This window comes from Mycolicibacterium novocastrense, assembly GCF_001570485.1.
In the GTDB taxonomy this organism is placed as follows: Bacteria; Actinomycetota; Actinomycetes; order Mycobacteriales; family Mycobacteriaceae; genus Mycobacterium; species Mycobacterium novocastrense.
In genome coordinates, this window is the sequence record NZ_BCTA01000023.1 from 89789 (window position 1) to 110724 (window position 20936).

At 64.1% G+C, this 20936-nt stretch carries 20 protein-coding genes; 10 read left to right on the forward strand and 10 right to left on the reverse strand.

Annotated elements, in window-relative coordinates:
* Positions 1–34 precede the first annotated feature (34 nt).
* Together RMCN_RS07880 and RMCN_RS07885 are read left to right on the forward strand one after the other, a co-directional pair.
* Positions 35–1636 carry a protein kinase domain-containing protein gene (locus RMCN_RS07880; protein ID WP_084377271.1) on the forward strand — a complete coding sequence of 534 codons (1602 nt, stop codon included), beginning with the start codon at positions 35–37 and terminating at the stop codon, positions 1634–1636.
* 206 nt (positions 1637–1842) lie between these two features.
* Positions 1843–2469, forward strand: coding sequence for a M14 family zinc carboxypeptidase (locus RMCN_RS07885; RefSeq protein WP_067388209.1), 627 nt, complete (start codon positions 1843–1845; stop codon positions 2467–2469).
* A 1-nt stretch (position 2470) separates the two neighbouring features.
* Here the strand turns inward: RMCN_RS07885 and RMCN_RS07890 are convergent, their stop codons facing one another.
* On the reverse strand, positions 2471–2980 hold the full coding sequence (locus RMCN_RS07890) for a peptidoglycan recognition protein family protein (RefSeq protein WP_234787609.1): 510 nt from the start codon (positions 2978–2980) through the stop codon (positions 2471–2473).
* A gap of 425 nt (positions 2981–3405) precedes the next feature.
* On the opposite strand from RMCN_RS07890, the gene RMCN_RS07895 reads away from it, so the two are divergent.
* The 4 genes from RMCN_RS07895 to RMCN_RS07910 all read left to right on the forward strand — a co-directional run bounded on the left by RMCN_RS07895 (position 3406) and on the right by RMCN_RS07910 (position 9945).
* A complete protein-coding gene (locus RMCN_RS07895; RefSeq protein ID WP_067388211.1) occupies positions 3406–4968 on the forward strand; it encodes a serine/threonine-protein kinase in 1563 nt (520 codons plus the stop codon).
* Positions 4969–5049: 81 nt separating this feature from the next.
* Positions 5050–5511, forward strand: coding sequence for a Crp/Fnr family transcriptional regulator (locus RMCN_RS07900; protein ID WP_067388213.1), 462 nt, complete (start codon positions 5050–5052; stop codon positions 5509–5511).
* 426 nt (positions 5512–5937) lie between these two features.
* Complete coding sequence (locus RMCN_RS07905) at positions 5938–8481, forward strand: NB-ARC domain-containing protein (RefSeq protein WP_067388215.1); 2544 nt, start codon at positions 5938–5940, stop codon at positions 8479–8481.
* 78 nt (positions 8482–8559) lie between these two features.
* Positions 8560–9945, forward strand: coding sequence for a WS/DGAT/MGAT family O-acyltransferase (locus tag RMCN_RS07910; RefSeq protein ID WP_067388217.1), 1386 nt, complete (start codon positions 8560–8562; stop codon positions 9943–9945).
* On the opposite strand, the gene RMCN_RS07915 is transcribed toward RMCN_RS07910, so the two are convergent.
* Both RMCN_RS07915 and RMCN_RS07920 read right to left on the reverse strand, forming a co-directional pair.
* Positions 9928–11466, reverse strand: coding sequence for an MFS transporter (locus RMCN_RS07915; RefSeq protein WP_234787610.1), 1539 nt, complete (start codon positions 11464–11466; stop codon positions 9928–9930). The genes RMCN_RS07910 and RMCN_RS07915 overlap by 18 nt on opposite strands.
* Before the next feature lie 62 nt (positions 11467–11528).
* A complete protein-coding gene (locus RMCN_RS07920) occupies positions 11529–11951 on the reverse strand; it encodes a lipoprotein LpqH (protein ID WP_067388219.1) in 423 nt (140 codons plus the stop codon).
* A gap of 120 nt (positions 11952–12071) precedes the next feature.
* Between RMCN_RS07920 and RMCN_RS07925 the strand changes: the two genes are divergently transcribed.
* Positions 12072–12881 carry a DUF1206 domain-containing protein gene (locus RMCN_RS07925; RefSeq protein ID WP_067388221.1) on the forward strand — a complete coding sequence of 270 codons (810 nt, stop codon included), beginning with the start codon at positions 12072–12074 and terminating at the stop codon, positions 12879–12881.
* Between the two features lie 57 nt (positions 12882–12938).
* Positions 12939–13112: a CsbD family protein gene (locus RMCN_RS07930; RefSeq protein WP_064415395.1), complete on the forward strand. Its 174-nt coding sequence runs from the start codon at positions 12939–12941 to the stop codon at positions 13110–13112.
* Between the two features lie 8 nt (positions 13113–13120).
* Here RMCN_RS07930 and arr read toward each other — a convergent pair whose 3' ends face one another.
* From arr to RMCN_RS07965, 7 genes are all read right to left on the reverse strand, one after another.
* On the reverse strand, positions 13121–13549 hold the full coding sequence (gene arr / locus RMCN_RS07935; RefSeq protein ID WP_067388223.1) for an NAD(+)--rifampin ADP-ribosyltransferase: 429 nt from the start codon (positions 13547–13549) through the stop codon (positions 13121–13123).
* A gap of 199 nt (positions 13550–13748) precedes the next feature.
* On the reverse strand, positions 13749–14690 hold the full coding sequence (locus RMCN_RS07940) for an alpha/beta fold hydrolase (RefSeq protein WP_067388225.1): 942 nt from the start codon (positions 14688–14690) through the stop codon (positions 13749–13751).
* 290 nt (positions 14691–14980) lie between these two features.
* Positions 14981–15679 carry a M15 family metallopeptidase gene (locus RMCN_RS07945; RefSeq protein ID WP_067388227.1) on the reverse strand — a complete coding sequence of 233 codons (699 nt, stop codon included), beginning with the start codon at positions 15677–15679 and terminating at the stop codon, positions 14981–14983.
* A 62-nt stretch (positions 15680–15741) separates the two neighbouring features.
* Positions 15742–16833, reverse strand: coding sequence for a hypothetical protein (locus tag RMCN_RS07950; RefSeq protein WP_067388229.1), 1092 nt, complete (start codon positions 16831–16833; stop codon positions 15742–15744).
* A gap of 36 nt (positions 16834–16869) precedes the next feature.
* Complete coding sequence (locus tag RMCN_RS31005) at positions 16870–17175, reverse strand: DUF732 domain-containing protein (RefSeq protein WP_067388231.1); 306 nt, start codon at positions 17173–17175, stop codon at positions 16870–16872.
* Between the two features lie 467 nt (positions 17176–17642).
* Positions 17643–18347 carry a peptidoglycan recognition protein family protein gene (locus RMCN_RS07960; RefSeq protein ID WP_234787611.1) on the reverse strand — a complete coding sequence of 235 codons (705 nt, stop codon included), beginning with the start codon at positions 18345–18347 and terminating at the stop codon, positions 17643–17645.
* A 1-nt stretch (position 18348) separates the two neighbouring features.
* Positions 18349–18810 (reverse strand): DUF3592 domain-containing protein, encoded by a 462-nt coding sequence (locus RMCN_RS07965; RefSeq protein ID WP_067388233.1) that lies wholly within the window; start codon positions 18808–18810, stop codon positions 18349–18351.
* A 476-nt stretch (positions 18811–19286) separates the two neighbouring features.
* On the opposite strand from RMCN_RS07965, the gene RMCN_RS31235 reads away from it, so the two are divergent.
* Together RMCN_RS31235 and RMCN_RS07975 are read left to right on the forward strand one after the other, a co-directional pair.
* Entirely contained in the window at positions 19287–19724 is a 438-nt protein-coding gene (locus RMCN_RS31235) for a VldE C-terminal domain-containing protein (protein WP_308206398.1), read from the forward strand.
* A 265-nt stretch (positions 19725–19989) separates the two neighbouring features.
* The gene (locus tag RMCN_RS07975) at positions 19990–20544 is read left to right on the forward strand and encodes a class I SAM-dependent methyltransferase (RefSeq protein ID WP_067388235.1); all 555 of its coding nucleotides are present in this window, start codon (positions 19990–19992) and stop codon (positions 20542–20544) included.
* Positions 20545–20936: the final 392 nt, after the last annotated feature.

Here is a 20936-nt window from a genome sequence, read left to right on the forward strand (position 1 = left end):
GGGTTTGCTGTGCAGCGTTGGGTACGATCCGGACATGTCACTGGGGGAGGGGCAGGTATTCGCCGGCTACACGGTCGTGCGGAGACTGGGTGCCGGCGGAATGGGGGAGGTTTACCTCGTCCAACACCCGCGCTTGCCTCGACGGGACGCCCTCAAATTATTGACTGGCGACGTTACGACCGACCCCAGCTTCCGAGAGCGATTTCTTCGCGAAGCAGACTTGGCTTCGACGTTGTGGCATCCGCATATTGTGGGTGTGCACGACCGCGGTGAGGTCGAGGGTCAATTGTGGATGTCGATGGACTTCGTCGACGGGGAAGACGCATCGAGTCTTCTTCGCCGGAACTACCCGGCGGGCATGCCCGCCGACAAGGTGGCCGCGATCATCACCGCGGTCGCCTCGGCGCTCGATTATGCGCACACCAAGGGCCTGTTGCATCGCGACGTCAAGCCGTCGAACATTTTGCTCGCCCATGGGAGCGGTCACGAAGAGCAACGAATCCTGTTATCGGACTTCGGGATTGCGCGCACTGTGGACGACAACAGCGGTCTGACCGATACGAACATGACGGTTGGGACCGTGGACTACAGCGCACCGGAGCAGTTGACGGGCCACGATATGGACGGTCGCGCCGACCAGTACTCACTCGCCGCTACCGCCTTCCATCTGCTCACAGGCGCACCGCCGTTCCGTGATTCCAACGTCGCGGTCGTAATCGGTCGGCATCTCAACTCCGATCCGCCGAGCCTCAAGGAATTACGGCCCGAACTACAGTCGCTCGACCATGTGCTCGCGGCAGCGCTGGCCAAGGATCCAGACCATCGATTCGCGACGTGCGCCGACTTCGCGGCCGCATTCAGAGAACAGGTCTCCGGGAGCGCGGAGGCCCACGGCGCAGCAGCGCCGACGGCGCTGGCGCCAATCGAGCGCGCGGCCAAGAAGACCGGGCAGCAGGGACCCCCAGAGCCACTTCCGCCCGGCTGGTATCCGGATCCAGGTGGTGGTGGCAGAACGTTGTACTGGGACGGCCGCGGATGGCTCACCGCGCCGTTGCCCAAAACCGATGTGTCTCATGGCAATGGCGAGCCAAGTGACAAGCGTACAAGTCTTTGGCTGGCCGTGGTCGGGATCGCCGTCGCAACCGCCATAGTCGCCGTCACTTTGGTGGCCTTGGGGCGCGACGATTCCGATTCAGCCGAGCCGACTACGCAGCCGACCCCGTCATTAACCGAACCTGCTTTCCCCACGGAGCGGTCCCCGAGGAGGCCCGCCACCACAACACCGCCCACACTCGAGCCCACTACGCACACGCAGACGGTAACCGTAACGCCGACTCGTAGTCCCCTGCCCAGCGCAACGGAGGTCCCTTACTGGCTGGCGACGATCGTTGGGACGTGCGACGAAGGCGGGACCTGTGGCGTCAAGCAGCGTGAGGCGCCATACGTCGAGGCCGAGCGACTCAATCCCAACGACCTCAAGGACGGCGCGACCGTGAGAGCGGTGTGCCACACGGTCGGCGATCCCCGAACAAGCGGAGGCGCAACCAGTTCCGTATGGTTCCGCCTGGTCAACGGCGCCTATGTCAATGCCGTCTACCTGAGCTTGAGATCCCCGATCGGAATGCCGCCGTGCTGATGCCACAGAGGTTGAGACGTGTCGTGTCACTTTCTTTCCTCACGCTCATAGTCGCCGGTGCGCAGGCGTGTGGTGTCGCAGAGCAAGACAGCGCAACGGCATCTCCATCAGAGCAGGCAAGCCAATCATCCACCGCTGCAACGACGGTAACGACCGCTTCCAACCCAGTTCCGCCGCCCGTATCGGGACCGAGAGGTTGGGAGGTTGTGGGCACCTCGGTGCAAGGCGCGCCAATCCGCGCGCTGACCGTGGGCCACGGTCCTCGTAAGGTGTTGTTCATCGGTGGGATTCACGGTGACGAGCCAGAGGGCTCGGTGACAGCTGCCGAGCTGCCGGCGGCGTTCGAAGCGGCAGGACTCGCTCAGGCGGTCACCCTGACCATATTGGAGGATGCCAACCCTGATGGACGCGCCGCTGGTACTCGCGGTAATGCCAACGGAATCGACGTCAACCGCAACTTCCCCGCCCAGAACTTCGACACAGCGGACCCCTCGAACGGGGGTCAACCCCTGAGCGAGCCGGAGACTCGCGCAGTCGTGGCGACGGTCGATCGCATCGGACCGAATTTGATCCTCGTCGCGCATTCGTGGGCCGGACGCCAATTCATCAACTTCGACGGGCCGGCTCGAGAAGCCGCCGAACAGTTCGCGCAAGCCAGTGGCCTGCCAGTCGAGCAGTCGAGTTCGTTCGCCCCGACACCGGGATCGTTGGGGTCCTACTTCGGCCGCGACCGAGGGATTCCGGTCCTGACTATCGAGGTCCTCAAGGGTTCAGACCCGAGGACGGTGTGGGACCAACTGCGACCGGCGCTCATAGAGGCCATTGGTGGATGAGCTACATCCCGGCTTCGATGTTGGACACAATCTGCTGAGCCTCGGGCCCACACAACCTCATAAGTTCGACCGGGCCGTCCGCCAAGTATGTGTCGATGCGCCTTTGGAGGTCACCCGACTGGACATACTGGTAAAGGCTGTCACCCGGGCAGGCGGTGTCCCCGCTCGCATCGCGATGGCCTGCCAGCGTGTCAGTGGGGATCTGCCACTTCGACGCGGCCCACGCGAAGGCAAGGGCCGCTCCGTCCACCTGCTCCTCCGTGACTTGCTCCTCATCGAAGTTCCCTTCACAGACCACGAGGAAGTGGCCGGTCGGGTCGTAACTCGTCGCGGTGTCGCCCACAATCTCTGGATTCCGTAGCTCGTAGAGGTTTCCGTTCCGGTCGACGCTGACGTGGTAGGCGATGTCGATCCAACCTTGCGTGTCTTGGTGATAGCTCTGGTGCTGGCGAAGACGGAAGGGGGCGTTGCTGTTGTCCCCGAGGGTTGCTGCCGTGTGGTGAATCGTCATGCGGACGGGGTTCTGAGGTTTGCCACCGGGACGTGCCGGTTTGGCCTGCCAAGCCTCCCTGCACAACAGGGTGCCGGATGTGGGCGTCACTGGGGGCGCGGTAATCGGCGCTGGGATGGGGGGCGGGGCGGTCGCCGCGGGAGGGACTGGACTGGGCGGAGCTGATGTCGCTGACGTCCCGCGGTAGCCCGGCGGGGCCTCGCAAGCTGCGATAGCCGCTGCTGTCAACCCGGCCGCGCCCGCAAGCTTCATGAGCCGTCGGCGGGTGAATTCTGCTGCCGGTTTGCGTGGGCCGGACGAAGTGCTGTCCACACGGTCACGATACGGAAGCCTGGCGAGCAAGATGGCGGAGTTCGGCGATCAATTCCTGCAGCTGATTCCCGTTCGAGGCCGCTTGTCGACTCCGACTTTGTAAGATTTGGGGCATGCCCATTGCTGATGGGGCGGACTTTGCTGGATATACCATCATCCGCCTGCTGGGTACCGGGGGGATGGGCGAGGTCTACCTTGCGCGGCACCCGCGGTTGCCCCGCCTGGAAGCTCTGAAGATCCTTCCCGAGAATGTGAGTGCCGACCCCGAATTCCGTCAGCGCTTCGCGCGCGAAGCAGACATCGCCTCGTCGCTCTGGCATCCCCATATCGTCGCCGTCCACGATCGCGGCGAGTACGACGGCCAGCTGTGGATCGCGATGGATTATGTGGACGGCACCGATGCCGCAAGGCTGGTGCGGGATCGGTATCCGCACGGGATGCCGCCCAAGGATGCGCTGGACATCGTGTCCGCGATCGCCGATGCACTTGACTACGCCCACGAGCGGTATCTGCTGCACCGCGACGTCAAACCGGCGAACATTCTGGTCACCGATCTTCGATCCGATGATCGGCGAATCCTGCTGGCCGATTTCGGAATCGCCAAGGCGGCGAACGAAACGCATGGGATCACTTCGACGAATATGACCGTCGGTTCTGTGGCGTATGCCGCGCCTGAGCAGCTGACGGGTAAGAAGCTTGACGGGCGAGCGGATCAATACGCACTGGCGTGTACGGCGTTTCACCTCTTGTCGGGCAACCAGCCTTTCTCGCACTCGAGTCCGGCTGCAGTAATCGGCAGCCACTTGTCGGCCCCCCGGCCGCGATTGTCGAGTGTGCGTCCCGACCTCCCCGCGATGGATGAGGTGCTGGCAAAGGGTATGGCTACAGAGCCGTATCAGCGTTTCGAAACATGCGAACAGTTCGCAGCTGCTCTACGACATGGCGATACGGCGTGGGCAAGGTCCGCAGCTGAAACACAGTTCGCGTTCAGCACTGCACCATCACCGCCAGCTGTTCCTGAGCGGAGTGATCCTGTACCCCCGACGCCGACGCCGAAGACAGCCGAGCTGCTGTCGTCGAAGAGCACCGCACTGATCGCGATAGGTGTCGCGGCTGTACTGGCGGTGGTGATCGTCGTCCTTCTCGCAGCGGTCATCGACGGAGACTCGCCACCCCCACCCACGACCGCAGCGCCGACATCACCGCCATGGGACGAACGAGAGCCAACGCAGACGTCTCGGCCTCCGCGTGAAACGGTGACCGAGACGGCCACCGTGACACCCCCTCCGCCGCCGCCCGTCCCGCGCCCACAACCACCTCAGCGGCCCGCGCCTACCCGGCCGCCCGGCGATCTCGGCCTTCCGACGCCCATCAGCACTCCACTGTGTAATGGCCAGGGCATCGTGGTGTTAGGGAATGTGACGACCCCGGGGATGTATGCCGGCGGCATTCAAAGGCTCTTGAACCAGTACCCGGGCTCGTCCTACCTGCGCACCGACCAGTCCTGTCCCTCCCTGCGCCAGGCGGATGACGAAGGCGACCCGATCTATGCGGTGTACCGCTATGCAGGCAGGACCTTGAGCGAAGTCCGTTCCGCAGTTTGCGCCACGGGCGGCGACGCCTACGGGAAATGGCTGGACTACGTCACGCCGCCGGACAGAATGATCACCTGCTGAGCCGCCGCATCAGTTTCCCTTCAGTGACACCGACCGTTCGCTAGGCTCTCAAGATCAGCGGTTCGCAGATCGGGGGACCTCATGGACAACCGCAAGTACTCGCGCGAGAGCGAACAGGCCCGCAGACAGGAAATCGAGCAGGATGCCCGTCGGCTCCGGGAGTTCGAAACCTTCTCAAAATTCTCCGACAAGGACCTGAAGCGCCTGGTCGAAGCCGCGCATCGCACCTCCACGTCGGGGCCGTGGCCACTGATCCAGGAGCAGACCCCGTCGGACGCCTGCTACATCCTGCTCAGCGGCGAGGTCGGCGTATACGTCGGCCACGACCGCATCGCCGTCGTCGGCCCGGGTGAGGTGATCGGCGAATCGGTATTGCGCCGCGGCGCACTGCGCAACGCGACCGTGACGACGACGGGTCGGGCCGAAGTACTGCACATCAACCCCGACGACCTCTCCCGGTTGATCGACGAGATGCCGGCGCTGCGCGAGGCCATGGACGCGACCGTCGCTCGCCATGCCCCACAGGCCACCAAGCAGGGCTGATTGGAGTACCCGTTTTCGTTCCACCTCGCCCCGAGGAAAACCGTATTGTTGAGCCACACCGAAGGAATATGAACGTAATGCGGGGTGGCGAAAAAATCAGGACCGTCGCTTAGGTTTGCGATATGGATCGGTCGTCAAACGATTGACTACGCTCCCCAACCGGTATGGGTCGAGAGTCGCGCGAGGCGGACGGCGGAGTCTTGGTGGTGGGTTCAAGACGTTCCGTGCTAAGTGCGATGCGCTAAAGCTCGCACTGAGATCGTGGGGTCATCGCGCGCGGGACGCGGACCGCGTGGATTCCTGCTGCAGTGCTAAACGTCCGCGAGCTTAGTGAGGCAAGCTGCGCGTCCGACCTAATCGCTGCGGTCACCGCCGAAGAGCCGAATTCCTGGGTGATTCCATTTCACCGTCCTCTAACCTTTCGGCATGGCCAGCGTGTCCAGCCGGATGGCATATGTGATGCTCGCCTCGATTGAGGACGAGTTTCGAGCGATTGTCGAACACTACGCGGGCGAAGAGGATGCCGCATCTTTACTGAGCCCTGAGCTTCTCGAGATTGCGGCAAGCCGCAGGCGCCGAGACGGCGCCACAACTGCAATACATACGGTCGGTCCGCTGCTGCCTTACCTAGATTTCCAGAACAGCTACGATCTGGCTAATCGCATGAGCGCCAGATTGCCGGCGTCCCTCGCCGCAGGGCTCAACGACCTCTCCCTCGCTGTTAGGAAGACGGTCGCAGTTCGCAACAGAGTTGCTCATAACCGGCCTCTCGATATCGATGACCTTCCAACGGTGATCGATCTGACAAGCGATCTCTTACAGATTGGCGGGTGGGACTGGCAGAAGCTACGTCAGACACGGACGGAGATAAAACAAGATGCAGGATTTATCTTCCGCGCTGCTGCGAATCTGATTGTCGATCCCGACACAGCTGTTGCCAACAATCTCCCCGCGCCCGACTTCGATGAGACCTCGCTTCTCGGAAGAAAGGAGGAGAGAAGGAAGATACTTCGTGCACTCCAAGGGGCATGGCCAGTCATCTCAATCTTGGGCGACGGGGGTATCGGGAAAACTGCTCTCGCGCTCCAAGTGTGTTACGACCTTGTGGAGATGCCGGATTGTGCTTTCGAAGCCGTGGTCTGGGTATCGGCAAAGAATGCACAACTTACATCGACAGAAATTGTTCGTATAGAGAGTGCGGTTGAGGACTCTCTTGGCTTATTCGCTTCCGCCGCAGCCGAGCTCGGTGGTAGCGGGGCTTCAGATACAGCCATAGATGAACTGATAAACGTGTTGGAGAGCTTCCCGACCCTTCTTGTCCTGGATAACGTCGAAACTGTGCTCGATGAGTCTTTTCCTCGCTTCCTCAAAGAGATCCCGCCGGGCAGCAAAGTGCTAATCACCAGCCGGATTGGAGTGAAGACCGAAAATCCATTCAAACTCAGTGGCCTTTCTGAGTCTGACGCAGTTGTACTGATGCGTTCCCTGGCTAAAGCCCGTGGGTTCGACCTATCCTCAATTGCTACAGCCGAGGATCTTGCAAAGTGGGTAATTCGCATGGGGTGTCGGCCGGCCTATATCAAGTGGTTCGTCTCGGGTTTGCAGGCGGGCCAGTTGCCGGAGAAGCTCCTGGATGACGATGGACTCATTCTAGATTTCTGCATGTCGAATGTGTTTGACTACTTGACGCAAACTGCGAAGAGTGCACTTCGCGCAATGCTAGTTGTGCCAGGCGCTCACACTATGGCCGAGCTCGCTTTTCTCACCGACCTCGGTTCATCATCTATTCAAGAAGTGATACTCGAACTTACGACTACAAACTTCGTAACCCAAGTGCGAAGCGGGGCCTCGGGAACCGCATTGGACTTGAGCGACTTCGCGCGTTCCTACCTCCGGCGGACCCTGCAGATAGATGTAAGTGAGCGGCGCGCGCTGACGGAAAAGCAGAAGCAACTTTATGCGCTCGGCGGTGGGCTTCAAGCCGCACACGACCTGGATCCTTATGCGGTCGAAACGATTGATGTTCGGGGCGTTGGTGATTATTCTGCGGCAAAATTACTACGCGATGCGCTCGACCTAGCGATGCGGGGAAAGGTCGATGATGGTCTGCAGCTCCTTGCAGAGGCGGTGGAGTTGGCCCCCGGATATCACGAGGTCGCGCGTGTAGAGGCGTACTTGCACGAAGTCTCGACCAATTTTCCGGAAGCGTTCGAGGGGTATTCTCGTGCGAAAGACCTTGCGCCGAACGATCCGTACGTCGCCTACTTCTTTGGACGCTTCCTAATCGACTCAGGATTCGATCCGTCGCAGGGTATTCGTGAGCTCCAGCGAGCAGCGACGCTAGATCCGGAGTCTTCGCACTTGCACATGTCCATCGCTATGGCGTTTCTGAACATGTCTAAGCTCCGAGAAGCGCTGGATGCCGCAAGTTATGCAGTAGGCGCTGCGCGGCCTGGAGGCGAAGATCAGCGGAACAGCATCTACCTTCTATGGCAGGCTTGTGCCCTCAGTATTCGATCTCTTAGCGCGCAGACGGATTGGGGCGGTGTTGCTGAGGTAGTCGAGGCCGCACTTAACGTATCTGAATCTGTTCAAAACGAAGTATTCGAGATCGCGACTCTCGACCTGTTGCTGTGGTGCGAGGGGATGTTAACGGAAGCGCACCACGAGGCGTCAGACGAATTTATTGCGAAGAAGATTTCCGTCTCACTCCGGAAGCTACAGTTTCGTCGGCTGTCCGTCGACAGCGACCATTCTGCAAGAGTGGTCGGTTGTGTCAAATTACTGGTTCCCGAGCGTGGGTTCGGGTTCGTGAGATGTGCTACCGAGGAATACTTTCTACACGCGAATGAGCTTTGGACCCGGGAGAAGTTTCAACAGTTGGCGCCGGGTTCTGTGCTCGTGTTCACCCCGGGTAAGAAGGCGAGCTCAGGAAAGCCGCCAGCAGAATCTGTCCATTGGGTCGGCTAACAACGCCGCTGAAGAGCTGGCGACGACCTAACCTTGGTCATGGTTTGACGCGGGTGTCAACCCGGGTACGCCGCGTCAATGGAACGGCTCAGTGCGTTCGACGCGACGATGCTCTACAGCGAATCATCCAGTGTCCCACTGAATATCTGTTCAATCGCGTGCCTTGACACCTCGACCATCCCCGGTGGCTACGACTTCGAGCGGGTTCGCGAGCACCTGGCCATGCGGTTGAAGGCACTGCCCGAATTGCGGGCAAAGCTCGCCAACAGTCAACTGAACCTCGACCATCCGGTCTGGGTCGACGATGACGGCCTGGACCTGGAGTATCACCTGCATCGCATCGCGCTGCCCGCGCCGGGAGGGCGCAACGAACTGGTCAATGTCTGCTCGCGCATCGCGGCGGCGCCGCTGGACCGCAGCAAGCCGCTGTGGGAGATGTGGGTGATCGAGGGCATCTCCGAAACCGACCCGTTCAACGCCGGGGACGTCGCGCTGATGATCAAGGTGCACCACGCCGCGGTGGACGGGGTGTCGGCGGCCAACCTGATCAGCAAGCTGTGCGACGTCGCACCCGACGGTCCACCACCCGAGCCCGTCGAGGGTTTCGGCGGCGCGAGGCCACTGGAGATCGCCGCCGATGGTTTGATCCGCGCGTTCATGCGTCCGCTGCAACTGACCAGGGCGGTGCCCGCGACGATGTCCACCATCGTCAGCACCATCACCCGCGCGCGCAGCGGCAAGGCCATGGCTGCCCCGTTCTCGGCTCCCACGACCGTGTTCAACGCCGAGATCACCTCCGACCGCACCATCGCGCTGGCGCAACTCGAGTTCGACGACGTCAAGAAGGTGAAGAACGCGTTCGACGTCACGGTCAACGACGTGGTGATGGCGCTGTGCGCCGGCGCCCTGCGTCAGTACCTGCTCAAGCGGGGAGAGCTGCCGGACAAGCCGCTGATCGCGGTGGTTCCGGCGTCGGTGCACGACAAGTCCGACCGCCCGGGCCGTAATCAGCTGTCAGGCTTCTTCAACAACCTGCAGACGCATATCGAGGACCCCGCCGAGCGGTTACGTACCATCGCCGAATCCAGCTCGCGCGCAAAGGCTCACAGCGCCGACATCGCTCCCACGCTGTTGGCCGACGTGACTCAGGCACTGCCACCCGCATTGTTCGGTGTGGCGATGGAGGTGCTGTCGCACACCCCGCTGAAGCGGGCCGCGATCCACAACGTGGTGATCTCGAATGTGCCGGGGCCGCAGGAGAAGTTGTACGCGATGGGCGCGGAGATGAAAGCGCTCTACCCGCTCGGCCCGATCTTCCACGGTTCCGGGCTCAACATCACCGTGATGTCGTTGACCGGTAAGCTGAACGTCGGAATCATCGCGTGCCGCAAACTGGTCAACGATCTGTGGGATCTTGCCGACGGTTTCGAAGGCGCGTTGGACGATCTACTGGCCGCTTGCTGAGCGCTTCGCGGGCTTGATCAACCACAGCGCCAGGATGATCGCGGCGACCGGACCGACGGCCATGATCAGGCTCAGGGTGTGGATGGCGTCGACGGCGTTGTGCGGGGCCTGCTCCACCACCAGCCGCGCCTGGTCGGGGTTGACCATCTGGGCTCCGTGACCGCCGTGCACCGTCAGCAGCGCCTCGCGTGTCTCGGCGCGCGTGATGCCGGACTGGGACAGGTCGTGCGCGCTGTCGGTGAGGAACAGATTGATGCCGACGAGCGCGAAAAGTGCGGGCCCGAGCGAGTATCCGCCCTCGTTGACCGCGCTCTTGACCGCAGACACCGCGCCGCCGAGATCGGTTGGCGCACTGCTCATCATGATCATCGCCTGCGGGGTGGTGACGAGGGCACCGCCGACCACGATCAGCGCGGTGGTGATGAACACCGTCGTACGCGTCGTGTCGAGGTCGTAGAGCCGCATCGTCAGCAGCCCGCCGAGCATGACGATGAGCCCGGTGATCATCACCGTGCGGGGACTGAACCGGTTCGCGGTGGGGCCGGCGGAGGTGGCGGCGACGGCGGCCAACGCGGTCGCGGGGATCAGCAGCAGGCCGAACAGTTCATGGGACTCCTTGCGGACCGTGACGAGATAGAACGACAGCAACACCATCGACCCGCCGAGCACGATATTGAACAACACACCGGCGGTCACCGCGGCGTTGAACCGGCCCGACCGGAACACCCGCATGTCGAGCGCCGGATCGGTGGCGCGCAACTCCTGCATGACGAATGCGCATCCGGCCACCAGGCCGACGCCGATCGCCACCAGTCCGACCGTGTTGATGCCGGTTTCGATGCGCGAGACGCCGAAGATCAGCCCCAGCAGCGCGACGGCGAACAACACCATGCCGAGCACGTCGAGCCGACGCCCCGCGCGCACCGTCTCGGGTACGAACCGCCACGTGACGAGCAACCCGAGGACACCGATGACCGGCGCCACGAAAAAGCAGGCGCGCCAACCGATCGCGTGACCCAGCATGCCGCTGATCGCGGGCATCGGGGTGGCGACGGCGTACCCGACGCCGAAGTAGGCGGCGATCGCCGCAGCCCGCCGGCCCGGCGGGAACACCGCGTTGGTGATCGCCAGCGACAGGCCGATCAGGAACGCCAGCATCACGCCGGCGCCCGCGCGGGCGATGATCAACACCGCCGGGGCGGGCGCGGCGGCGGCGAGCACGCTGAACGCGATGGCCCCGGTCAATCCGAGCAGGTACATCCGCCGCATGCCGTACAGGTCGCCGAGCGCGCCGGCGCTCAGGACCGCCGCCGCCATGGTCAGCGTGGCCAGGCTGGCGACGAAGGTCGCGGTGGATCCGGTGATGCCCACGCCGCTCGAGACCAGTTGCAGGTTGGCCGAGAAGGTGGTCGGGTCGCCGATCGCGATGGCATAGCCCAGGCCCATCGCGAGCACCGTCATGACAGCGGCGAACCCCGATACCTGACGCTGCTCGGCGTCGACGCGAGTACCGTCCGGCACGCGCGGGATGTTACCGGTGGAAAGGGCGCCCCATCATCCCTTTTGAAGCAGAGGTGACCGACTCAGCAGGGCGCTTTGATCTCGAAGGGCATCGTGCGGGCCTGGGCGGGGTTGCGCCCGTCGGCGCCTACGACGGTGCCCGAGATGGTGTAGACGTTGCCCTTGGTGGTGGCCTCGGCATCACCGGTCTCACCGCCTGCGGCGCCGTTGATCTCGTTGACGTTCTCGATGTTGACGGTCCGCACGACGGGCGTATCACCGCCGAGCTCGAGGAACACCTGCGCGCTGCCCGTCTTCGCCTTGGCGTCGATCTGCATCGACCACTCGTGCTGGGTGCACTCGACGGACTGGGTGTCCACACCGGTTCCGTCGATGACGATCCGGCCGGACTGGGCGGGTTCCTCGCTCGGTGTCGGCCCGACCAGGCCGCACCCCGAAACGACGGCCACCGTCAACACCGGTAAACAGTTGGACCGGAATTGCATCTGACACCTCCTGGCGTGGGGAGGTTACCCCGGCGGGGGGTCGGCGAGGGTGGTCATCGGCCGTTTTGCCGGAAAAGGGCCGGGGTAATAAAGCCGGGTGTCAGGCGGTCCGGCGGGAGCATGAGCTTCAAGGGCGCGGTCAACGATGCCACCGGAAGTCGCGTGGTCCAGTTCTTCGCGCGTGCGGGATATCCCGTCAGCGGGACGTTGCACCTGCTCGTGGGCTACACGATCCTGCGGATCGCGCTGGGCCTCGGCGGTGACGCCGACCAGTCCGGTGCGCTGGCGACGCTGGCCACCGAGGGCGGCGGGACGTTCTCGCTGTGGATCGTCGCCGGTGGGCTCATCGCGCTGGCGATGTGGCGGTTCGCCGAAACGGTGTTGGGGCTGCATCCGGGTGAAAGCACCGAGGCGCACAAACGCGACTCGCCAGTCATGAACCGGCTCAGGGCTTTTGGGTTGGCGTTGGTGTACTGCGCGGTGGCTTTCACCGCGATCCAGTTCGCGCTGGGCGCCAGGACCAAGGGCAGCGAGCAGACGTCCGGTCTGAGCGCGCGGTTGATGCAGTCCGACGGCGGCAAGGCGGTTCTGGTGCTCGCGGGGCTGTCGATCGCGGTGATCGGCGCCTACTTCGTCCACAAGGGCGCGTCGCGGAAGTTCCTGAAAGACCTCACCGTCCCGGGTGGCCGGCTGATCACGGTGCTGGGTATCTGTGGGCACGTCGCCGAGGGTTTGGTGCTGTTCGCGGCGGGCCTTTCCGTCGTCGTCGCGACCTACGTGAGCGATCCGGCCAAGTCCACCGGACTCGACGGAGCGGTCAAGGCGCTCGGACGCGCACACTACGGTGAGGCGATCTTGATCGTCGCGGCAACGGGTTTCGCGGCCTACGGGTTGTACAGCTTCGCGCTGGCGCGGTACTCCCGCATGTGAGGTTTTCGTCCGTCGCCGTCGAGGTATCCGAGGGGCAATCGACTTCGAGGAGGAACGGTGAGCGCAACGGACAAAGCCAGGAACAAGGTCGACAACCTCGCCGGCAAGGCCAAGGAGGCCGTCGGCAACATGACCGGCGACCCGCGCACCCGCGACGAGGGCCGTGGGCGTCAGGCGAAGGCCAACTTCAAGGATGCCGGCGAGAAGATCAAGGACGCCTTCAAGAAGTAGTCATTGGCTCAGTCGTAGATGACGGCCAGTCCTCGGCGCCGCAGGTCTTCCAAGCCGTCGAGCATGGCCTGTATCTGCTCGGGGGGATGGCCCACCCAGTCAATGATCTCGCCGACGATTCTGACCGGTTCGCGGGTGCGGTACGAGCGCGTCGGGTTGCCGGGGAACTTCTTGTCGGTGACGTTCGGGTCGTCTTCCACGGCGCCGAGTGGTTCGACGAGGTAGATGCGGCCGCGTCCCTCGCCTGGCGCCAGCTCGGCTCCCCAGGTTGCCGCGTCCAGCGTTTGGGTCACATAGACGTGATTGGAGATGCGCCCGTCCTCGAAGTTCGAGGGGCGCCCTGGCACCAGCAGGTCGCCCACGGCGAGGTCGGCCTTCGTGCCGTGAAGGTAGGCACCAGAGTCGTGGACTTCGAACGGTTTTGGCGGGTTCGACACACTGCTCCTTTGTTCGTCGTGTGCGTGGCCGGACGATTGTGCAGCACGTCAGGGGCCTTGCCGCAAGCCCCACCCCCTGTCGTAAAGTGAGAGTGGGAGAAAGCCTGTCAGCTCGTGAATTCCTCGAGCGGAAGCCGGTGCGCGTAGATGTCCGGGTCTGGGCAGTCGAATCCGGCGGGCAGGCTCGGCGAAGTGGCGGTCATGGAGCGGAGTCGAGCTCGGACCGCAGATAACCGAGCACCTCGTCCGCGGTGGCGAAGCCGCCGAGGTGGCTTTCCTGGCGTCGCAGAACGAGTTCGGCGTTGGGCAACAGGTCGATGGCGGCCTCCGCGCACCGCAGGGGCACGATGTTGTCCGCATCGCCATGCCACCACCGCACCGGTGCGCTGACGTCGCCGAGCCGAAATCCCCAGTCGCGGCCGAAGAGTCGGGCGTCATCGACGATCGCCTGGAAGCGACCCTTGGAGATGAGGACGAGGTCCTCGATGAACATGCCCTCCATCTCGGAATCCTTGAGCACCCGCCGGTCGCCCTCGGGCACCACACTGGCGTAGGCCTGGCAGACGTAGTGCGCGAGCGGCAACACCGGCAACAGCAGCACGTGGACCGTTTCGGCGATGGGCCGGCGAAACCCGTGCAGGACTGGTGCAAAACGGCGGGCCAGGTCGATGGCGCCCGTAGCGAGGGCGTCGGGTCCCACCGACGGGACGACGCCACCGAGCACCGCCACCGCGGCGACTCGGCTGGAAAGCGGCGGCACGGCGGCGCAGGCCAGGGCGTAGGGGCCGCCGCCGGACAGGCCCGCCACCGCGAGGCGTTCGGCGCCGAGGTCGTCGGCGACGTGCGTCATGTCCGCCGCCCAGTCCGCCACCGACTCGTAGGGGTGGGGGTCGGAGAGGCCGGTTCCCGGGCGGCCGATGACGATCACGCGCAGGTTGAGCTTCTCGGCGGCGCGGCGACCGAGGAGTGGGAACTGGCGACGGCCGCCCGGCGTGCCGTGAAACCACAACACCGGGTCACCATCCGGGGCTCCGAACTCCGCGAAACCGAGGCGGCGGCCGCCGGGCAGGTAGAAGCGCCCCTCGGCGCGGGGCTTCTCGACCCGAGGGACGCGAACCGGGTGGCGGACCAGGTTGACCATTCCGGCTGAATCCTAAGCACGCCCAGTCGGCGTCCGGTCGGAAATGGGCTATTCGGTGACCGGTGGAAGAGGCTCCTCCGGAGGGGCGAGATCGCTTGGCTGACAGCGCTGATCGGGATAAGTCTCGTGATGGTAGGGGTACTCGGAATTCAATTCCCAGGGAAACGGCATACGCTCTCCATCGGCGTGGGCAACAGCCCATGACGCTACGCACCTCTTAGCAGTGCCGGGTAACTATCCGATATGGAATGGGTCGCGAATGCAGAACATGAATTCTTTTGTGCCTGAGTTCATTCGGGCCGCTCGAAGTGCTGGTAATCCTTGGGCGTGCGCCAGTTACCGCCCCACGTCCAGCCGCGGTCGGTGAAGATCCGCACCGCGGGATCGCCGTCGTGCAGTAGGCCCGAGTCGATGCGGGTGCGGTCGAGATAGGGTCCGGCGTTGGCGGGCTGGAGATCACCCGCATCGTCGATGTAGGGGTTGAGAAGGGGATTGATGTCGATGGCCCGGCCGTAGGCGTGGTGGGACCAGTTGCCGGAGCCGGGGATGTCGCGGCAGTTGAACGCCGAGGTGTTGTTGTCGCGCATGGACAGTTCGTCTTCGGCGCCCGGGTAATGATCGGGCGTCTGCATCTTCTCGATCGGATACTGCGCTTGGCGGAGTTCTTCGAAGATTTCGATCACCTCGGGCACGAGGGTTTCGTGCACAATCAACTCGCCGCGGTGTGTCTGGAGATCCGTTCCGAGGTAGTCGATCTCGACTCGTCGCAGTCGCTCAGGCTCCAGAGGGCAACCGGGACGCCAACTTTCGCCGAGTTCGGCGGCCGTGACCGGCAGAACGCGGGCAGGTGTCGGCTGCGTGGTTGTCGCCGACGCGGGAGGAGGCGCGGCGGCTGTGGTCTGCGTAGTGGTGGTTGTGCTGGGTGGCGGCGTGGACTCGGCCGGCGGTGCGGGGGAACCGCACTGCACGAGCAGGGCGGCCGCCGCCATCACGACGACTATCCGACGACGGCGGTGGGCCACCACTGGATCGTATCCGCGTGGGGCGGCGATCAGTTGTAGTCCGTGCTGCCCTCGACGGCGTGAGTGGTGCTGATCAGCTTCGCGAAGCAGTGATCACGGTCGAAGTCGTGGCTTCTGCACCACGCCAAGGCACCGTCGGCGGTCGGGAACGTCGCCCCGGCGACCGTCACCCAGAAATCTGAATGGGAGAAGGTCGACCATTCTCCGGACCACAGCAACCGAGCACCGGGGTAGGCCTGGCGAAGCCGCTGGTGTTCGGCCAGGATCGCCGCGTGTGTCCACGTGCGTCCCTCGGCGACTAGTCCGAGCCGCTTGGAACTCAGTTGCGGCACCCAGGTATCGGCGATGGTTGCCAGGACCATCGGGCGATCGCTCGCGGCAATCGCGCGCAGTTGATTTCCGCTTGCGGTTTCGGCGTCGGGCTGTGAGGCCGGGTACGTCGAGGGCGCGGGCCGTGTCGTGGGACGGCTGGTGCTCTCGATGATGTGGGCCATCAGCGACGGTACGGTCGTCGATCCGCCGATCTGGGTCTCGTAGGTCGTCGCCCCCTGCACCTCGACGTACATCGTCACCCTGTCCTTCTGGACGAAGTCGGCGACCATGTCCGCGTCATGAGCGGTGACCAAGGTGTTCTGGTCGTAGTCGTACACATTCGTCATCGGCGCTGGCCCGGTGTCCGCGCGGAACAGCGTCGTGCCCGTGGCCGAGTCGAACTGAGTGATCACCCCGTATACGACGATCTTCCGGCCGGCCCATGCGTCGGGATCCTTGGCCATGAGCGCGAACTCGCGCGCGGTCAACGATTGGTATGTCGACCGGTCCAGGCGTGTCGGGTCGTGGGCAGGCCGCGGCCCGGCGGGCTCTTGCGGGACCGTGGGCGCCGGCGCGCTCGCGACGACGGTCGGGGACGGATCCGTCGAGTCGGTGTCGGTGGGCCCGTTTCCGCTGAGCTGAAGACCGACCAGGACGCCGACCGCCAGCACGAGGACCGCGACGCCTCCGGATAGTGAGGCGGCGACGACGGGATTTCGCTTGGCGCGCTTGGGGTCTGAATCGTCATAGCCATCGGGCCATGGGACGGTCGGCTGCTGATGGTCGTAGTACGGGTTGGGGTAGACCATGGCGGTGTCCTTTGGGAGTGTCGGATTGGCGCGCGGCTAGCAGAGGTACGTGTTGGCGGCGATCACCACTGCCTGGGCTTCGGTGTAGGTGACGTTGTTGTACGGATTCCAGACGAGCTTGTCGACGGTGGTGTCCAGCGGGACCCACATCGACTTGTCCGCACATATGGCGTAACCCAGGCGCAGCAGTGTGACGTAGTTGCCGTCGTTGGACGTGACGCCGAGTCGGGACATGGCGTTCAGGTAGCTCAACTCGTCGGCGGATGCCGGGGCGGCGGTTGCGATCGTGGTGGCGATGCTCAGGGTCAGTGCCAGCGTGAGGCCGGTCAGCAGTTTCTTCATGGCTGTACTTCTTGGTCGTACGGGTTCGTGCGCCGGATGCGTCGACTTCGGGCGAGACGTGATCGCGTAGCGGTGCGACGTCGTGTCGGGCCGTGCTCGTGCTCGGCGCGACACGACGAAGACGGTCGCGCTGAACGTTGCTGCGGCGAATCGTGGCGCCAGTCTTAGCCGGCGCATCATTTGTCTGTTCACTTGTGCTTGATTGCGGAAACTGTGACGAGCAGGCCGTTTCAGGTTCCTCTGAGGTAAACGGTACGGAGATAGCCTGGCCGAGGAATCAGGGATTTCCCTATCATTAGTTTGCTGGAGGCCGACGATATGGGAGTCGACGACAGTCGTACCTCATGCGCCACAGGCGTAACGCCGGCTCGGACGAACCCGCCTGGATCGTGACGACGCTCAGGTGTGCGCGGCAACGCCCGGGTGTCGATCGGCGGGTCTGCAGTCGCCGTCGCAGCGGCGCGCGGTCAGCGGAGGCCGGACTCGATGTCTGCGACTGCTTCTGATGCCTCGGGCCCGCAGATGGTGCGGAGGTCGACCGCTCCGGCGGCGAGGAGGGCATCGACGCGGTTCTTGAGATCACCGTCGACGACGTGCGCGTAGAGGTTCGCACCTGGACACGAGGTGTCGTGGCTGGCGTCGCGGTGCCCGGCGAGCGTGTCGGTCGGGATGTCGAATCGCTGTGCTCCCCAGGCGAAGGCGAGCGCAGCGCCGTGGAGCTGCTCCTCGGTGATCTCCTCCTTGTCGAAGTCGCCTTCGCAGACGACCAGGAAGTGACCGGTCGGGTCGTAGTTCGTGGCGGTGTCGCCGACGAGTTCGGGCTTTCGCAGTTCGTAGATGTTGCCGTTGCGGTCGACGCTGAGGTGATAGGCGATGTCGATCCAGCCCTGGGTGTCCTGGTGATAGTGCTGATGCTGGCGCAGGCGTGCCGGCGCGTTGGCGTTGTCGCCGAGGGTGACCGCGGTGTGGTGGATCGTCATGCGGACGGGGGTGTGTTCCGTGCCGCCGGCGTGGGGCGGCTGGGCGCCCCAGGCGGTGCGGCACAAGATGTTTGGGGCGTTCGGCGGAGCCGCCGTTGCGAAGGGTGGCGGTACGACGGTGGCAGCGGCTGCCAGGCCGGACAGTTGCAGGAGTCGTCGGCGGCTGAGTGCGAAGCGGTCGTCGGCGAGCACGTCAGCCCATCAACGAGATGACAGCGGCGATCAGCACAGCGACGCCGAGTGCCGTCATCACCAATGACGAAGGGGCACTTCGGCGTAGCGCCGAGTTCATCGGGTTCTTCGGGTCAACCCAGACGTCGACGGTTTGGCCGGGTGCGTATCGAGAGGCTTGTGCGGAGGCGATACCGCCCAAGCCCATGCCGAATCCGAGGGGTGTGCCGAACGCGGCGCGCTGCCCGACGAAGGTCTGGCCGTTGACTTGGTATTGGTAGGCGACAACGGAGCGCTGCACGTTGGCGCCCATGCGTCCGGCTCCGGCTTGGGTCTGGTAGCCGGCGACACCCGAGCCCAGCATGGTTCCCGGGACGCGCTGCCAGCCGAGGGCGCCGAGCAGCTGCAGCACGCCGGGCAGCCCGCGAAACAGCAGGAAGATCCCGATGATCAACAGGCCGATCTCGGTGACGTAGTTGGCCACCGCCGGAGCCTAACGCGCTGATCAGCGACGTGCGGTCGTTCAGTTGAGCCGAAGGGAAAAGCGCGGCTCTCGATGTCGTCCGGACGGCAGTTCGGGCTGCGTCACATTGCCGTGCGGTACATGATCTGGACCACGAGCAAACTGTCGCCGGGCTTTGCTCTAGTCCGCAATGCTTACCCCTAAAGCGTCTGTGACGTTTGCTTTCGGCGACACCAGGGGCGGCGCCTTCGATTGCTGAAAGACTCGTGAGCGATTGGTCAGCGTATAGGGGTGGTGGGTATCGTCCGCCGTCGATGGGACGACATTCATTCGCCAAGATGCGGCGGCGGCGTCCGCGCTTGGCGGTGGTCGCAGGCGTGATTACTGCCGCCACATTATTTGTGGTCGGCGCAGACAGTTATCCGCACGTCCGTGATGCGGTTGCGTGCTGCGACGTCGCCGCGGCGCCACAACCACCGCCACCGGCGGTGAACCTGATGGCAGCACAACCGCCCGCCCCGAGTCTCCCGCCCGTGCTGCCACAGGGCAGGGCGCCGGAAACTGGACTGCAGGTCGACACGATCTTGGCGGCGCGTGCGGTCAGCGCGGAGTTCCCCGAGATCCTCACCATCGGCGGCGTGCGCTCCGATTCTTTGAAATGGCATCCGCACGGGTTGGCGATCGACGTGATGATCCCGAATGCTCGCTCGGCGGCGGGGATCGAGCTCGGAGATAAGGTCCTGGCCTACGTCATGGCGAACGCGGAACGCTTCGGCCTCGAGCACGCCATCTGGCGGCAGACCATCTACCGTCCCAACGGCTCGAAGAACGTCATGTCGGACCGTGGCTCAGACACCGCCAACCACTACGACCATGTGCACATCGCCACGGCCGGCGGCGGATATCCGCAAGAGGGCCAGGTCTACCTCCGCTGAACGCACTGTGGTTGAAGTCATCAATCGCCCAGCGCGTCAGCATCTTTCGTGTGGAGTGGCGAATCGGCGCTCTCGTGACACCGGTGTCGTTCGCGGAGGCGTCAGACGAGCGACCTTGTCGCTTCGCGCGAACAGAGATGGGCGTGTTGGGTTCTCGTTGTGCCCCAACCTCTCTGCGACCAGATAATCGTTGTGCCTGGCGTCCGCATTGGTGATCTGCGGGTCTCGGGGTAGATGGGCGGAACGCGAACGTACGCTGAAGTGTGTGAGCGAGCAGGATCGCATCCGCTGGGAAGAGCGATACCGGAACCGTACGACGCCGGGCGTATCCGCAGCGGATATTCCTGCGGTGGTCGCTCCCTTCGAGGCCGAGTTCCCCGCTCGGGGTCGGGCACTGGATCTGGCATGCGGTCAGGGGGTCGCCAGTGTGTGGCTTGCCCGCCGTGGGCTCGATGTCCTGGGTCTCGACATCTCGGCGACAGCCATCGATCAGGCACGGGAACTGGCGGTGCAGGCCGGCGTGGGGGAGCGGTGTCAGTTCGATGTTGTCGATCTCGACGATGGCCTGCCGGCGGGCCCGGCTATCGACGTCGTCATGTGTCACCGGTTCCGCGATAGTCGGCTCGATCAGTCCATCGTCGATCGGTTGGCACCCGGTGGGCTGCTGGCGATTTCAGCGCTGAGCGTGGTCGGTGCGGGCGCAGGGCGCTTCAGGGTACAGCCGGGCGAGTTGACTGCAGCGTTCGCTCAGCTCGAGGTCATCGCCGCGGGGGAAGGCGACGGCGAAGCGTGGCTGCTGGCAAGGAAACCGGCACGATAGCGGTACGGTTCGTCCGGTCTGTCTCACGCGGAGTGACCCGGGCATCGACTAGATGCAGGTTGGCGTGAGCCATACAGGTCAGTCGTCGGCGAAGTGTCGCGGAGCGGTCTGGAGGGCCGGCTGATCGGCTTCTCGCGCGACGTAGGGGAGGCGCCGCTAGACGTCCGATCTGCGACGAAATCGGCGAAGGAGTGGGGGTCGATAACGCCTCCAGGGAGAGCGCGACAACGATTGCATTTCCGTCGATTCGGTCCCAGATAGAAAGCCGGCAGAGTCGGCGGGTTTGCAACTGCAGCGCTGCAATGTCTTTGACCGATCGAAGTGCGCGCACTGCTTCCATCGAGGCGAGCCAATCCTGTCCAGGACACGGGACGCGGCACGCCGATGTGCGG

What these genes read in the sequence shown, in the direction of transcription:
- RMCN_RS07905 (WP_067388215.1), top strand. Translation starts at nt 5,938, where the DNA reads ATGGCCAGCGTGTCCAGCCGGATGGCATATGTGATGCTCGCCTCGATT.
- RMCN_RS07945 (WP_067388227.1), bottom strand. Translation starts at nt 15,679, where the DNA reads ATGGCGGCGGCCGCCCTGCTCGTGCAGTGCGGTTCCCCCGCACCGCCG.
- RMCN_RS07925 (WP_067388221.1), top strand. Translation starts at nt 12,072, where the DNA reads ATGAGCTTCAAGGGCGCGGTCAACGATGCCACCGGAAGTCGCGTGGTC.
- RMCN_RS07920 (WP_067388219.1), bottom strand. Translation starts at nt 11,951, where the DNA reads ATGCAATTCCGGTCCAACTGTTTACCGGTGTTGACGGTGGCCGTCGTT.
- RMCN_RS07950 (WP_067388229.1), bottom strand. Translation starts at nt 16,833, where the DNA reads ATGGTCTACCCCAACCCGTACTACGACCATCAGCAGCCGACCGTCCCA.
- RMCN_RS07900 (WP_067388213.1), top strand. Translation starts at nt 5,050, where the DNA reads ATGGACAACCGCAAGTACTCGCGCGAGAGCGAACAGGCCCGCAGACAG.
- RMCN_RS07890 (WP_234787609.1), bottom strand. Translation starts at nt 2,980, where the DNA reads ATGACGATTCACCACACGGCAGCAACCCTCGGGGACAACAGCAACGCC.
- RMCN_RS07910 (WP_067388217.1), top strand. Translation starts at nt 8,560, where the DNA reads ATGGAACGGCTCAGTGCGTTCGACGCGACGATGCTCTACAGCGAATCA.
- RMCN_RS07940 (WP_067388225.1), bottom strand. Translation starts at nt 14,690, where the DNA reads ATGGTCAACCTGGTCCGCCACCCGGTTCGCGTCCCTCGGGTCGAGAAG.
- RMCN_RS07895 (WP_067388211.1), top strand. Translation starts at nt 3,406, where the DNA reads ATGCCCATTGCTGATGGGGCGGACTTTGCTGGATATACCATCATCCGC.
- RMCN_RS07880 (WP_084377271.1), top strand. Translation starts at nt 35, where the DNA reads ATGTCACTGGGGGAGGGGCAGGTATTCGCCGGCTACACGGTCGTGCGG.
- RMCN_RS31005 (WP_067388231.1), bottom strand. Translation starts at nt 17,175, where the DNA reads ATGAAGAAACTGCTGACCGGCCTCACGCTGGCACTGACCCTGAGCATC.
- RMCN_RS31235 (WP_308206398.1), top strand. Translation starts at nt 19,287, where the DNA reads ATGGCAGCACAACCGCCCGCCCCGAGTCTCCCGCCCGTGCTGCCACAG.